Raw genomic sequence first — 14472 nt, 5'->3', positions numbered from 1 at the left:
TTTCAAATCGTTTCGCCTTCTTCATCCCCCGCGCTCCCCCGGACAACGGTGCTTCTTTGATTATGCGTCAGCTTTAATAATGACTTTCAGCACATCATTTTCCGGGTTTGACGCAAACTCAATAGCTTCTCCAATGCGGGAGAGAGGCCAGGTATGGGTGATCATGTCCCGGGTGTTAATTTTGTCTTTTTCAACAATTTCAATCGCTTCTTTCATTTCGTATGGCGTGAGCGAATAGGTACCGACGATGGAGATTTCATCCCGGAACAGACGTCCGGCATCAATTTCCACCACCGGGTTTTTATCGAATGGCGAGAAAACAACAATCCGTCCGCCGCGGCGAACAACGTTGACCGCCTGTGAAACCAGTGCCGATACACCAGCCGCAATAATCACCACATCCGGCCCTTTACCCTGGGTGATTTCCGCCACACGCGTTTCAAGATCCTCACTTGCGGGGTCAATCGCATGGGTGACACCGACCTTTAATGCCAGTTCTCGTTTGAAACGAGAAAGATCGGAAACGATAACGGTTGAGGCCCCTTTCAACGCTGCCAGCTGGGCGCAGACCAGACCGATAGTGCCGGAGCCCAGCACCAGAACCGTATCTTTTGCATGGATATTGGCTGATTTCAGGCCGTGTAAACAGCAGGCAACAGGCTCAATCATGGCTGCGCGATCCCAGTCAAGATCGTCAATAATCCGGTGCGTCAGATGTTCAACGTGCAGGCGTGGAAGACGAATAAATTCACTGAATCCGCCGGGCTCCAGGTTGGTTTTTTTGAATTGATCGCACAGGGTAAAAAAGCCCCTGTCACAGTAGTGGCAGTTAAAGCAAGGAACATGTATTGCCGTCACCACGCGTTCACCGACCCGATAGCGGGTGACTTCTTTACCGGCTTTCACCACTTCTCCGGACACCTCATGACCAAGAATCACCGGGCCGGTGACAGTCTGATGCTGCGCCTTGTGAATGTCGGTTCCGCACAGGCCGCAAGCGTGCATTTTAATCAGCAGATCTCCATCACCGATTTCCGGCTCATCGATCTCTTCGTAGCGAATATCATTTTTACCGTAGTAAACGCTGGCTTTCATTGGTTAACTCCATAACAAAGACGCTCTGTATGCATCTTGGATTCATAAAGCGGCTTATACACTTGCGTGTAAATCTGCTGATAATGCGCTACCGCATTACTCTGCGGCAGGTAACGTTTGGTTTGTTCTTCGCTTGCGCCTGCAAGACACTCCACCTCTATGCCAACGGCTTTTGCCGCTAACATGGCAGCGCCTTTGCTCACCGCCTCATCCACATTGCAGGCCATAATTTCCCGATTCAGAATGTTGGCTTTAAGCTGAAGCCAGTAAGGGTTTTTACAGGCTGCGCCAATCACATTGACGATGGGATAATGCCGGCCGGTCAGCGATTCATAGAGATCCAGCAGGTTTCTGAGTTCAAAACACAGCCCCTGGAAAACGAAACGCAGCACATCCTCAGGCCGCGACTTGTCGTCCAGGCCATAAATCAGCGCCCGGGACCAGGTGTTTCTGTCCGGCGGCCCGCTCCCTCGCAGATGGGGAATAAAAATGCCGTCCATCGCACCGGCCAAGGCCAGATCCTGTTCGTGGCGAATGGTCTCTACCATTTTCAGGAAAGCAGGCATATCGAGCTTAAACAGATTGCGGAACCATTCGATGGCGTACCCGGCCGAGGGTAATGATGCGTACAGAGAGTGAAGGCCCGGCAGGACGTGCACACCGTTTGAAACCCGCGCCTGGAAAAATCTTCCGCTATTATTAACGGCCTCGGTCACCACCAGTAAACCTTCTGTGGTCCCTGTCGAGTTAAGGATCTGATCTTCGTGGTTTATTCCCACAGCTACGGACCCGCACATATGATCATGGCCGGCAATGGCAACCTGTGTGTCTGCCGGCAAGCCGGTCAGATCTGAAATTTCTGCGGTCACCTTTCCAATCGCTACCCCGGCCTGAACCAGAGGGCTGAATAAAGAAGGCGCCAGCTCAGCAGCATGTAAAACATTTTCATCCCAGCCCTGGCTGGTAATATTCAAGGCCATCGTCCGTGACGCAAGGGAATACTCGGAACGTTTTACCCCTGATAATTTAAAGGCGATATATTCGGCCAGGCATAACCATTTTTTTGCGTTGCCGGCTTCTTTAATATTGTCCTGAAGCCATTTAATTTTATTGATACTGTAATTTGAATGTGCCGGAATGCCGGTAATGTCATAGAGATGCTCAATGTCCATTGCTGTAAGGATATTTTCCAGCTGCTTTTTCGGCCGCGTGTCATACCAGGTTAATGAAGGGCCGACAATATTATCGTTTCCATCAAGCAGTACCCCCGCCTCCCCCACGCTGGCGACCGCAAGCGCACGGATTTTCATTCCATCATTCAGAGCATTGGTTATCGTTTTAAGCCCATGAACCACCCCATCCCAGATGAGTCGAACATCAAAGAACGTATTATCATCATCAACAGTTTTCGGCGTTCGGAAACTGTACTGATTAATTAATTCCAGTGAAGGGATGGTAAACAAACACACCTTACAATTTGTCGTGCCTACGTCGATTCCAATCGTATACATCACTCTCCCCTTTTTTTTGCAAGGGACAACATTTGTTTTTATATTCTGAAGCAGCTTCCTGCTGCTTCAGAATAAACAGTATTATTTTGTTACCGGGATATTACCTGTAGAGACTTCATTATTCTCTGCCGCCTCTTCTGCCTGCAGCTGTTTTTTAGTGACGCGATATAGCCACAGGCACAGCAGCAAAATGACAGGAATAAGGATCAGGGCAATACTGTTTCCTTCGAACACTTTCACGGCCCAGAAACGGTACGGGTTACCGCCATCAAGCAGGCTGGAGATCTCACCATCCGTTTTCAGCGGGAAATTCATATCACGGGCGATTTTGGTCAGGATCGGCGCGGCGGCGGATGCCACGTACAGATTTACCGCAAGGCAAGGAATGCCTATCAGGAATGCCCTGACAATGTTTCCGCGGCAGGCCAGCACGACCATTGAGATAGGTACCCAAATGTTCGCAAGGTCACCCAGCGGCAGCAGCCTGTTGCCCGGCAGGACGACCGCCAGCAGCACGCCAACCGGGATAAGCAGCAGCGCGGTCGACAGGACGGATGGATGGCCTACAGCCACTGCGATATCCAGACCGATGTATAAGTCATGGCGATCCGGATAGCGTTTCTTCAGGAAGCTGCGAACGGCGTCAGACAGCGGTAACAACCCCTCCATCAGCAGCTTAACCATACGAGGCATAATCAACATGACGGCACCGAGGCTCATCGCGAGATTCAGTACGCCTTTAAGATCGTATTCGGCCAGCAGGCCAATCCCGGCGCCTAAAATCACCCCTAACATCATCGGCTCGCCGAAGACACCAAAGCGCTTTTGGATCTGATCCGGGTCGGCATTTAGTTTGTTAATGCCGGGAATTTTATCAAGCACCATATTCCCCAGGACGCCAATCGGGAAGAAGATGACCGCAGATAACGTTGGCAGTGAAATACCCGGCAGGTTGAAATACTTCTGGATCATCGGGGCGCACCAGTCAGCCATCACAAAGGTGATAGCGGCCGTGACGCCGGCAATCAGCAGGCCGAAGAAAAAGTTTCCGGTTACGCCATAGACCATGGCGCCAACCATGGAAAAATGCCAGAAGTTCCAGACATCGATATCAACGGTTTTAGTCCAGTTCAGGGTGAGCATCAGCACGTTAATCCCGATGGTCATCGGGACCACGAAAGGCGCAACCTGTGAAGCCCAGGCGATCGCGGCCAGTGGCGTCCAGCCCAGATCGACCACCGGTAAATCAATGCCGGTATGGCTGACCATCTCTTTTGCTGCAGGTCCAAGAGTATCCACCAGCAGCCCAAAGACCAGAAAAATACCGATAAACCCCATGCCGATGGTCAAAGCCGAGCGCAGTGCCCGGCTAAAACCCGTCTGCAGACACATCGCCATAATAAAAATAATGATTGGCAACATGACCGTCGGCCCAAGTCCCAGAATATACTGGACGGCGGAAAATACTTTATCCATCATGCTCACCTTTATTGTTTAAGGATGGCTACGATTTTTTCCAGCAATTCTTCTTCACCAAAACCGGTCAGAAGAGGAAGGCCATTAAGCACGGGCGTCTTTAATTCAGTCTTAACGGCTGAAGTCACAATAATTAAGTCAGCCATACCGTCCTGTTTACCGATGGTGCCAATATTTGACTGCATCGGTTCAACATTAATCCCCTGGCTTTTGCAATACTGCACCACTTTTTCGGTGGCAACCGCAGAAGTAGCAATACCGCTGGTACAGGCGAAGATGATTTTCTTGTTCATTTCAGACTCCAATATAGTAATAAGAATAGCGAGGTAATAAGAACAGTTAGTTACGACCGGTTAATAAAGATTTTCTGCCAAAATATTGATGACTTCATCCCTGGTGCCCGCCCAAAGAATTTTGTCCATTTCATTGCTGCGTTGGAAAAGCGCGATAAGCTTCATCAGAAATTCGAGATGCGCATCTTTTTCTTTCAGCAGTAAAAAGAAAATGACGTTCACCTTCATGGTTGAGTCAGGATCTTCTGCCTGATTAAAAACAATCCCCTCAGGACAGGTCACCACGACGAGTTTTTCTTCCCGGACGTGCTCCACATCAACATGGGGAATGGCGACGCCCATTTTTTCCAGCTGCATGGCCGTCGGATGATTCTCTTCCCGGGTAATCAGCGCGTCAGGGTAGCTCGGTTCTACATAGTTTTTTGAGAGCAGTAATTTGCTGACCATGTTGAACAGCGTGTTTCTGTTTTGTGGAATTTCATTAATTAAAATGAGTTCAGATTCAAGTTTTGAGCTGCAAGACATAACTATTAGCCTCGTGACGTCTGGAAAGGTATCTGGTCGCAAAGACAGTGACAGGTATACTTGTCTATATACAACCATGTTCAACTTGTTTAAAAGTTACTCTCGGCAGCACACGCCGCGCAACCTGAGTCGTTAATATTTGTGTTTCAGTTCACAAAAAAGCTTCGTTTTTTAATAGCGCCTTTAGCGCTTTAGAAAATATATCTTTGATTTATTTGAATTAAATTGAAATAAAGCGGGACTGGAGTGACGGTAAGACAGCTCTTTAGTTTGCTGCTGAAGATTAGGGGGTAGAAAGCCGGCGTGGCACATTCTTATGCCAGTGCATTAACGGAGATCGAAATGACGCAGTCGCGGCCTGGGGGGAATTGGGAAGAGTTAACGAGCCTGATCGCCTGCACAACGAATAATCCATATTCATCCCGGCGCGGGAGCACAGCGACAAAAACGAAAAAGCCCGAGCTTGTAACAAGCTCGGGCTTAAATGTTGGCGGAAGCGCAGAGATTCGAACTCTGGAACCCTTTCGGGTCGCCGGTTTTCAAGACCGGTGCCTTCAACCGCTCGGCCACACTTCCAACGAGGCGAACTATAAACATACCCATACTTCATGTAAAGCAAGATTTTGTTCGTTCGCCTGAAAAATATCCAAAATCATGTTATTTGACTGAAACACCAACAATTTGATTAGTTTACCAACACTTTTAGCTGCCCTGCTCCGCCGGCGCTAGTGCTTTTTGATGTACAAATCTTTGGTGTAGTAGAAGCCAAGATTGCTCGGCGCGTATCCGCCCACGAAAGGTTTTACCAGCTGGGCGAGCACGTAGTGATAAACCGGAATGGCCGGAACATCTTCCGCAAGCTGATTTTCCGCCTGCTGATAAAATTTACCCCGCTCTTCAACGCTATCCGCTTTCGCAGCGTTCTTTAAGGCTTCATCAAATTTGGCGTTGGTATACTGGGAAGTGTTTTCACTATCGCCGGTACGGAAGTTATTCAGAAACGTCGAGGCGTCATCGTAATCCGCAATCCACGCATAGCGAACCGCGTCGAAATTGCCGCTGTGCATGGTATCAAGCATGGTTTTCCATTCCTGATTTTGCAGCTTCGCCTCTACGCCCAAATTCTTGCTCCACATTGAGCTGACGGCGATGGCGATGCGTTTATGATTTTCCGAGGTGTTGTACAGCAGGTTGAAGCTTAACGGATGCGAGGAGTTGTACCCCGCTTCCTGCAGAAGCTTTTTCGCCTCTGCGACCCGCTTGTCATGGCTCCAGCTTGCGTAGTCCGGCGATTTTAATTCCACTCCGCCAATCTTCTTCTGGCTAATTACCCAGGCGGGAATTTGTCCCTGCGCGAGAATTTTGTCCGCGATAACGTCTTTATCCAGCGCCATATTCAGCGCCCTGCGTACGCGCGCGTCGTTAAAAGGCGCTTTGGTGGTGTTAAACTCAAAGTAATAGGTCGCAAGTTTTGGCGTCACGTGAACCTGATCCGGCATGGATTTTTTCAGGGAAGCGAACAGCGTTTGCGGCAAAGAGTAAACAATATCGATTTCACCCGCTTTGTAGCGGTTGATATCTGCCGTTTCAGAGCTTATCGGCAGATACGTGACCTTATTAATGACGGTGTGCCCGTTGTCCCAGTATTGCGCGTTTCGCCCGGCAACGATTTTTTCATTCACCACCCACTCAGTGGGCGTATACGCGCCGCTGCCGACGAAGTTACCCGGCTGGGTCCATTTTTCGCCAAATTTTTCCACCAGCGCTTTATCAACCGGCACCAGCGATGGGTGCGCCAGCATGGCAAGAAAAGCCGCCGTCGGCTGAGTGAGCGTTATCTGCAGCGTGCTGTCGTCCAGCGCCTTAATGCCAAGCGTATCCGCCGTCTTTGTTCCCTGCGCGATATCTACCGCGTTTTCCAGATGCATATTGCCGAGGTAGCTTGCGTAAGGGGAAGCCGTTTTCGGGTCGACCAGCCGCCGCCAGCTCCAGACAACGTCTTCAGCCGTAATCGGCTGGCCGTTCGACCATTTGATGCCCGGACGCAGATGGAAGGTCCAGACGGTGCTGTCCTTCTCCTCCCATTTTTCCGCCAGCCGCGGCTCTATTGAGCCGTCGTTACGTACGGCCACCAGGCCGTCAAAAAAGTCGCTGATAAGATTAAATTCAACGTCGCTTTCGACTTTATGAGGATCGAGAGAAGCCGGCTCGCTGCCGTTATTGCGCACCAGCTCCTGCTTTGCGGCAAGTTCAGTCCCTTGCGGAACCCTGGCGGCCAGGGCTGCGGAGGCTGAACCAAGCAGGCTCAGGGCGATAAAAGATTTGATCAAGATGTTGTGGTTGTTTGCTTGCATTAAACGCGCCTTATTGGATTTATAAATGACGGTACGGCTAACACTCTTAGTCATCAACACGCGATAACGCAATATTTTTCAGCAACCTATAAGTGAGAAATATGGAACATTTTCTGCACGCATTTTTTTACGCCGGCAGGTAAAGATGGGTAAAAAAGCTTTCACGCAATAAAGGCGCCGCTTATTCTCCGTCACCATATACACCTGTAAAAGAGAGAGTTTCTGAATGGATCGCATAATTACCTCCTCGCGTGACCGTTCGTCACTGCTAAGCACTCATAAGGTGCTCCGTAATACCTATTTCCTGCTCAGCCTGACGCTGGCGTTTTCCGCGTTAGTCGCCACGGCAAGCACCGTGCTGATGCTGCCTTCGCCAGGGCTGATACTGACGCTGGTCGGCATGTATGGCCTGATGTTCCTGACCTATCGCCTGGCCAATAAGCCAACCGGGATTATTGCCGCCTTTGCCTTTACCGGCTTCCTTGGCTATATCCTCGGACCGATTCTTAACGCCTATCTTTCTGCCGGCATGGGCGATGTCATCGGCATGGCGCTGGGCGGCACCGCGCTGGTGTTCTTCTGCTGCTCCGCTTATGTGCTGACAACCCGTAAGGATATGTCTTTCCTGGGCGGGATGCTGATGGCCGGCGTGGTGGTGGTGCTGATTGGCATGGTGGCGAACATCTTCCTGCAGCTGCCTGCCCTGCATCTGGCTATCAGCGCGGTGTTTATTCTGATCTCCTCAGGCGCCATTTTGTTTGAGACCAGCAATATCATCCGCGGCGGTGAAACAAATTATATTCGCGCCACGGTGAGCCTGTACGTTTCCCTGTACAATATCTTCATCAGCCTGCTGAGCATCCTCGGCTTCGCCAGCCGCGATTAACGGCAGCCTTTTACGGTTACCTTCAAGCCCCGCTCGTGCGGGGCTTTGTTTTTTCTGGCGGGGCAAATTTGCTACACTGCGGCCAGTCTGAATAAGAGCCTGAGTGACTATGTTGACGTTCGAAGGAAAAGTTATTGAAACGGATACCGATGGGTATCTGAAAAACAGCGCCGAGTGGAGCGAACCGCTTGCCGTGGCTATCGCTGAAAAAGAGGGAATTACCCTTACCGACGAGCACTGGGAAGTGGTGCGTTTCGTGCGCGAGTTCTACCTGGAATTTAATACTTCCCCGGCGATTCGCATGCTGGTTAAGGCCATGGCTAACAAATTCGGCGAAGAAAAAGGTAACAGCCGCTACCTGTACCGCCTCTTCCCGAAAGGCCCGGCCAGGCAGGCCACCAAAATTGCCGGCCTGCCCAAACCGGTAAAATGCATTTAATAGCGGATGCCGAAGTTGGTCCATTCTCTGTCGGGTTGATGAGGCTCGGTAAGAACCTTATCAACCCGGGCGCTGCGCGGCCCTCCCGCCTTAAGCCAGTCCACAAGCTGCTCCACCCGCTGCGATTCGCCGCAGGCCAGCACTTCAACGCTGCCGTCATCCATATTGCGCACATAGCCCGTCAGGCCCAGCTTCTGCGCTTCGTGCTGCGTGCTGTAGCGAAATCCAACCCCCTGAACCATGCCGTGGACCCAGGCAAGCGTACATACTGATGCCATAACTTCCTCCGTTTAGGGTTCTTGCGTTGCATTTCCCTGAGGTAACCCGGAAAATGACGCCCAATTCTTAGCAAAACAGCATAACAAAATATGACCGTACGTTTAGTGTTAACCAAAGGGCGCGAAAAATCTTTATTGCGCCGTCATCCGTGGGTATTTTCCGGCGCGGTAGCTCGCCTGGAAGGTAAAGCCAGCTCAGGCGAAACCATTGATATCGTCGACAGCCAGGGCAAGTGGCTAGCCCGCGCCGCCTACTCTCCGTCTTCACAAATTCGCGCCCGCGTATGGACTTTTGATGCCGATGAAAGCGTGGATATCGCCTTTTTCACTCGCCGCCTGCAGCAGGCGCAGCAGTGGCGCGAATGGCTCGCTAAGCGTGACGGGCTCGACAGCTATCGTCTGATTGCCGGCGAGTCTGACGGACTGCCCGGCGTGACCATCGACCGCTTCGGCAATTTCCTCGTGCTTCAGCTGCTCTCGGCCGGCGCGGAATACCAGCGCCCGGCGCTGGTTGCGGCACTGCAAAATCTCTATCCGGAATGCGCCATCTATGACCGCTCGGACGTTGCGGTGCGCAAAAAAGAAGGCATGGAGCTAGCTCAGGGCCCGGTTAGCGGCGAACTGCCGCCGGACCTGCTGCCGATTGAAGAGCACGGCATGAAACTGCTGGTGGATATCAAAGGCGGACACAAGACGGGTTATTACCTCGATCAGCGCGACAGCCGCTTCGCCACCCGCCGGTATGTGCAAGATAAACGCGTGCTGAACTGCTTCTCCTACACCGGCGGTTTTGCGGTTTCCGCTTTGCTGGGCGGCTGCCGTCAGGTGGTAAGCGTTGATACCTCGCAGGACGCGCTGGATATCGCCAGGCAAAACGTCGAGCTGAATCAGCTTGATCTCAGCAAAGCTGAATTCCTGCGCGATGACGTTTTCAAACTGCTGCGTAAATATCGCGACGGCGGCGAGAAGTTCGACGTCATCGTCATGGATCCGCCGAAGTTCGTGGAAAACAAAAACCAGCTGATGGGCGCATGCCGCGGCTACAAGGATATCAACATGCTGGCCATCCAGCTGCTGAACCCGGGCGGCATCCTGATGACCTTCTCCTGTTCAGGCCTGATGACCACGGATTTATTCCAGAAAATCATTGCCGATGCCGCCGTAGATGCCGGACGTGATGTACAATTTATAGAGCAGTTCCGTCAGGCGGCCGATCACCCGGTGATCGCAACCTATCCGGAAGGTCTTTATCTGAAAGGGTTTGCCTGTCGCGTCATGTAGCTTGAAAAGCGGAAATTTACCCGCATATTAATATGCAAAGTAAAGTTTCCCGGGAGGTGACAATGATTGCCAGCAAATTCGGAATTGGTCAGCAGGTACGCCATTCGCTGTTGGGATATTTAGGCGTCGTGGTGGATATCGACCCTGAATATTCGCTTGATGAACCGGCGGAAGATGAACTGGCTGATAACGACGCTTTGCGTACCGCGCCCTGGTATCACGTGGTGATGGAAGACGATGATGGCCAGGCCGTGCATACCTATCTTGCCGAAGCCCAGCTGAGCGGAGAGTCGCAGGATGAACATCCTGAACAACCCTCAATGGACGAACTGGCGGCGTCAATACGGCAACAGCTTCAGGCACCTCGCCTGCGTAACTAAAAAACCCCGCGCCTGCGGGGTTTTTCTTATTTAGCTAAGCCAAGCCGCGGAATTTCAATCGCCGGACAGCGATCCATCACTACGTTCAGCCCCGCATCCTGGGCCAGCACGGCCGCCTGCTCATTGATGACCCCCAGCTGCAGCCAGAGCGTTTTCGCGCCGATGGCGATGGCCTCTTTGGCCACGTCCCACGCGGCTTCGGAATTGCGGAACACATCCACCATATCCACCTTTTTCGGGATATCCGCAAGGCTGCCGTAGCCCTGCTGGCCTAACAGCGTTTTGCCCGCCACTTTTGGGGAGACGGGGATAACCTCGTAGCCCTGATTTAACAGATACGCCATTACCCGGTAGCTCGGGCGGTCCGGCTTATCGCTGGCGCCGACCAGCGCGATGGTGCGGGTATTTTTTAAAATACTTTCAATATCCGTCTGTTTCATGACGCTCTCCGCCTTGATGAAGTAATCAAAAGTGTATGACAAACGCTACGGACTCACCATCTTTCCCATACGGATGTATGAGAGCAAATATTAAGAATATGTCTATATGTTAATGGACCGTTATTGTGAAAAATTTTGACACATTCTGGAACGGATGATTCAGGCCGCGCCGGCGCAGGAGAAATGAATGAAGATTGGGCCCTACGTAGTCCTTTGCTATACCCTACTCCTGCCTTTTTGCGCCCGGGCAACCACCTTACGGCTTTCCACGGATATCGATTTGCTGGTGCTTGACGGCAAGAAAGTTTCCAGCTCGCTGTTAAAAGGAGCGGACAGTATCGAACTGGATAACGGTGCGCACCAGATTGTATTTCGCGTTGAAAAAAACGTCCGCGCAAACGCGCGCGAACAAAGGCTTTATATATCGCAGCCCCTGGTGGTGAGCTTCGATACGAAAGAGATAAGCCAGGTGAACTTTAACCTTCCCCATATCGAGAATGAAAAAGAGAGCGAGGTTTTTGACGGCGCTCCGCACCTGCAGCTTCTCGACGGCAGCGCGGTGGTCATCCCGATAAAACTCGACGTGCTGGCCATTACGCCCGCGCCGCAGGGGATTGATTATGAAAACGATACGCAGCGCTATAACCAGGCGGGCAAAATCGCCTCAATGCCGCAGTTCGCGGTTATGATGGCCGATGACAGCGCCCTGCTTTCCCGCACCTCTGAACTCGATCCGCCGGTTCGCCCGTCCGAAACGCTGACGGAGCAGCGGCTGAAGTACTGGTTTGTACAGGCGGATAAAACGACGCGTGAACGTTTCTTACAGTGGGTAAAAGAGCATCCCGCCCCTTAATTACGCGGCTTTTTAAATACATTTTGACGTCCTTATCTTGCAGCATCAGTGACTTCCAGTAAGCTGTAGCCAATGCTAATCAATCAGGATTTCTCCATGGAATTAACTACCCGCACCCTCGCGGCCAAAAAGCACATTGCGCTGGTGGCGCACGATCACTGTAAAGAAGCGCTGCTGAAATGGGTTGAGCGCCATCGCGCGTCGCTGGCTACGCACGTTTTATACGCCACGGGCACCACCGGTAATTTGATTCAGCGGACCTGCGGGCTGGAGGTGAACGCCATGCTGAGCGGCCCGATGGGCGGCGACCAGCAGGTTGGCGCCTTGATTTCAGAAGGGAAAATCGACGTGCTGATCTTCTTCTGGGATCCGCTTAACGCGGTACCGCACGACCCGGACGTGAAGGCCCTGCTGCGTCTTGCTACCGTCTGGAATATCCCGGTGGCGACCAATCTCTCCACCGCGGATTTTATTATCCAGTCGCCGGGCTTTAATCAGGATGTGGATATCCTTATCCCGGATTATCAGCGTTACCTTGCCGAAAGGCTGAAATAATCAGGGCCGGCCGGCGGCCGGCACGCCGAGACGTTTCAGAATATCGACAAAATCAGAAGGCTCTTTTTTGTTAAAGAGCAGCCAAACGCGATGGCGCGCCCGCGTCATCGCGACATACAGCAGCCGCCGTTCCTCCGCATCCTGATACTCTTCCGGCTCCGGCAGCAGCGCCTGCTCCATCACCGATTCGCGGGCCTGTGCCGGAAAACCGTCTTTGCCCTGCTGCAATCCCAGAACGATAACGTAGTCCGCCTGCTGCCCTTTGCTGGCATGAATGGTCAGAAAATCAATATTCAGCTTCGGCCAGCGCGTCGCCGCTTTTTCAAGGCTCGCCGGACGCAGATGATGGTAGCGGGCAAGCACCAGGATGCGCTGTTCTGGTCTGGCGTAGCCGCTGAGCTTATCAAGGAGGTTGTCGAGCTGGTCGTCCGCCAGCAGCGTAACCGACTTTTTATCCCCTTTTGTCAGGCTGTTTAAAGGCTTGGCGAGCTGGTTCGGGTTCTGCTGAATGAATTTATTCGCCACTTCACCGATGCGATCGTTAAAGCGGTAGGTGGTATCTAACGCGCACTGGTCGCCTTCGCCGAAATGGTGCGCAAAGGCCGTAGTAAGCGCCATTTCCGCGCCGCTGAAACGGTAGATGGCCTGCCAGTCATCCCCCACCGCGTATAAAGATGTATGCGAGTTCTGCCGACGCAGCGCCGCCAGCAATGCCGCGCGCTGCGGGGAGATATCCTGGAACTCGTCTACCAGAATGTGCTTCCACGGGCTGATAAAACGCCCTTTTTCCAGCACGTTAACCGCCTGATGAATCAGGCCGGAGAAGTCTACCGCCTCTTCAGCTTTAAGCGCGCTTTTCCAGGCTTTCAATAAAGGCGCCATCAGCTTAACGCGCTTTGAAAACAGAGGACGTATTTCCTCCGCGCAGGCAGAGATCATGTCCGCCTGGGAGCCGCCGTGCATACGTATGAGTCCTAACCAGCGGTCAAGCCTGCCGGCGAGGCGTTTGCTCAGACGCTCATCGAGCCAGTATTCGCCTTCCGGCACCTCCCATTCCAGCTCATCCCTTAGCCATTCCCGCCACCCTTTCGCCTGGGCCTTTTTCTCGCGGCACTGCTGCCGCCAGCTTTCGATTAAAAGCTGATGCCTTGCGGCAGTATCTGACTCCAGCTCGCTGATGCGCGGCGCTTTGCGGCCGCCCTGCTGAATTATATGCAGCGCAAGCGCATGAAAAGTACGTGCGGTTATGGCATCCGTGTGCAGGCGTTCAGCAATTCGCCGATCCATTTCCTGCGCGGCCTGGCGCCCAAACGCCAGCAGCAGAATTTGGTCTTCCGTCGCCTCGCCCCGCTGTAGCAACCAGCCTGCGCGGGCCACCAGCACGGAGGTTTTGCCGCTCCCGGCGCCTGCCAGCACCAGTAATGAATCCTCGCCGTTTACCACGGCGCGCGCCTGGGAAGGGTTGAGAGGAGAGGTTTCTACCTGCTGGAAAAAATCGGCATACTTTTCCAGCATGCGCTCGGTATAGGCGGCGTTGCGTTCGTCGCGGCGGCTCTCGCCCTGCTCCAGCCACGCCTTGCAGTTAAGCCACGCCTCGCGGCAGTTATCAAACGCCTCAAGCCTTGCCTGGGGCACAGGCAGGGCCGCAAAAGCGGCTTTGACATTCTGCTGCAGAGCTTCCATATCGCTGCGCCTGAACCATTTTTCCTGCCGGGTGCGCCGGATGATTTCAGCATACTGCTCATCAAGCACCCGGGCGGCAACTTCGCTCATCTCGACGCTCCATGTGCGCCACAGCGTGTCCAGATGATGATAAAAGCGCTGGGTTTCCCCCCATTCCGTACCGTGCAGGCGCACAACCTTATCGTCTGGCAGGACAAATTCCAGCTCCCCCCAGACCAGCCCGCGCTTGATATTGATCGCGACCAGTTGATTAAATGGAATAAGGTATTCATGACGATCGCCCTTTACCTCCACGCCCGCGCTGAGTAATTTCACGCGGTTGTAAGGATGCTGTGCCAGATGTTTGCCAAGGGAGGTCGCTTTGAGTTCCATTACGCTTTGTCTGCTCAAGTAAAGAAGTTGCCGCTAAGTTTACCCGTCGAA

General features: G+C 52.6%; 15 protein-coding genes and 1 tRNA gene. 6 read left to right on the top strand and 10 right to left on the bottom strand.

All coding sequences use genetic code 11. The annotated features are described in order from the left end of the window. Positions 1 to 60: 60 nt before the first annotated feature. The 7 genes from WLO32_RS07590 to WLO32_RS07560 form a co-directional block, all read right to left on the bottom strand. Complete coding sequence (locus tag WLO32_RS07590; RefSeq protein ID WP_435947797.1) at positions 61 to 1095, bottom strand: zinc-dependent dehydrogenase; 1035 nt, start codon at positions 1093 to 1095, stop codon at positions 61 to 63. Beyond that, entirely contained in the window at positions 1092 to 2606 is a 1515-nt protein-coding gene (locus WLO32_RS07585) for an FGGY-family carbohydrate kinase (RefSeq protein ID WP_435947796.1), read from the bottom strand. Before WLO32_RS07585 ends, WLO32_RS07590 begins: the two co-directional genes overlap by 4 nt. A gap of 81 nt (positions 2607 to 2687) precedes the next feature. Then, a complete protein-coding gene (locus WLO32_RS07580) occupies positions 2688 to 4085 on the bottom strand; it encodes a PTS galactitol transporter subunit IIC (RefSeq protein WP_435947795.1) in 1398 nt (465 codons plus the stop codon). An 8-nt stretch (positions 4086 to 4093) separates the two neighbouring features. After that, on the bottom strand, positions 4094 to 4375 hold the full coding sequence (locus WLO32_RS07575; protein WP_104466585.1) for a PTS sugar transporter subunit IIB: 282 nt from the start codon (positions 4373 to 4375) through the stop codon (positions 4094 to 4096). 60 nt (positions 4376 to 4435) lie between these two features. After that, positions 4436 to 4978 carry a PTS sugar transporter subunit IIA gene (locus WLO32_RS07570; RefSeq protein ID WP_435947794.1) on the bottom strand — a complete coding sequence of 181 codons (543 nt, stop codon included), beginning with the start codon at positions 4976 to 4978 and terminating at the stop codon, positions 4436 to 4438. 410 nt (positions 4979 to 5388) lie between these two features. Beyond that, positions 5389 to 5476, bottom strand: a tRNA-Ser gene (locus WLO32_RS07565). Positions 5477 to 5625: 149 nt separating this feature from the next. After that, on the bottom strand, positions 5626 to 7254 hold the full coding sequence (locus WLO32_RS07560; protein WP_435947793.1) for an ABC transporter substrate-binding protein: 1629 nt from the start codon (positions 7252 to 7254) through the stop codon (positions 5626 to 5628). A 226-nt stretch (positions 7255 to 7480) separates the two neighbouring features. On the opposite strand from WLO32_RS07560, the gene yccA reads away from it, so the two are divergent. Next, complete coding sequence (yccA, locus tag WLO32_RS07555) at positions 7481 to 8140, top strand: FtsH protease modulator YccA (RefSeq protein ID WP_121267333.1); 660 nt, start codon at positions 7481 to 7483, stop codon at positions 8138 to 8140. A 109-nt stretch (positions 8141 to 8249) separates the two neighbouring features. After that, positions 8250 to 8579, top strand: coding sequence for a sulfurtransferase TusE (tusE, locus tag WLO32_RS07550; protein ID WP_435947792.1), 330 nt, complete (start codon positions 8250 to 8252; stop codon positions 8577 to 8579). Here the strand turns inward: tusE and yccX are convergent. Then, a complete protein-coding gene (yccX, locus tag WLO32_RS07545; RefSeq protein WP_435947791.1) occupies positions 8576 to 8857 on the bottom strand; it encodes an acylphosphatase in 282 nt (93 codons plus the stop codon). The genes tusE and yccX overlap by 4 nt on opposite strands. Positions 8858 to 8947: 90 nt before the next feature. Here yccX and rlmI point away from each other — a divergent pair, with 90 nt between their 5' ends. After that, entirely contained in the window at positions 8948 to 10138 is a 1191-nt protein-coding gene (rlmI, locus tag WLO32_RS07540) for a 23S rRNA (cytosine(1962)-C(5))-methyltransferase RlmI (RefSeq protein WP_435947790.1), read from the top strand. A gap of 62 nt (positions 10139 to 10200) precedes the next feature. Continuing rightward, on the top strand, positions 10201 to 10518 hold the full coding sequence (gene hspQ / locus WLO32_RS07535; protein ID WP_121267329.1) for a heat shock protein HspQ: 318 nt from the start codon (positions 10201 to 10203) through the stop codon (positions 10516 to 10518). A gap of 26 nt (positions 10519 to 10544) precedes the next feature. Here hspQ and WLO32_RS07530 read toward each other — a convergent pair whose 3' ends face one another. Beyond that, the gene (locus tag WLO32_RS07530) at positions 10545 to 10958 is read right to left on the bottom strand and encodes a CoA-binding protein (RefSeq protein ID WP_435947789.1); all 414 of its coding nucleotides are present in this window, start codon (positions 10956 to 10958) and stop codon (positions 10545 to 10547) included. 187 nt (positions 10959 to 11145) lie between these two features. Between WLO32_RS07530 and csgI the strand changes: the two genes are divergently transcribed. Both csgI and mgsA read left to right on the top strand, forming a co-directional pair. Continuing rightward, on the top strand, positions 11146 to 11811 hold the full coding sequence (gene csgI / locus WLO32_RS07525) for a curli synthesis inhibitor (RefSeq protein WP_435947788.1): 666 nt from the start codon (positions 11146 to 11148) through the stop codon (positions 11809 to 11811). 96 nt (positions 11812 to 11907) lie between these two features. Then, entirely contained in the window at positions 11908 to 12366 is a 459-nt protein-coding gene (mgsA, locus tag WLO32_RS07520; protein WP_435947787.1) for a methylglyoxal synthase, read from the top strand. Here mgsA and helD read toward each other — a convergent pair whose 3' ends face one another. After that, complete coding sequence (helD, locus tag WLO32_RS07515; RefSeq protein ID WP_435947786.1) at positions 12367 to 14421, bottom strand: DNA helicase IV; 2055 nt, start codon at positions 14419 to 14421, stop codon at positions 12367 to 12369. Positions 14422 to 14472: the final 51 nt, after the last annotated feature.

Origin of the sequence: Dryocola mayonis, from assembly GCF_051307045.1 — a bacterium.
Classification (GTDB): domain Bacteria; phylum Pseudomonadota; class Gammaproteobacteria; order Enterobacterales; family Enterobacteriaceae; genus Dryocola.
This window is presented reverse-complemented; position numbering and strand designations above follow the sequence as displayed.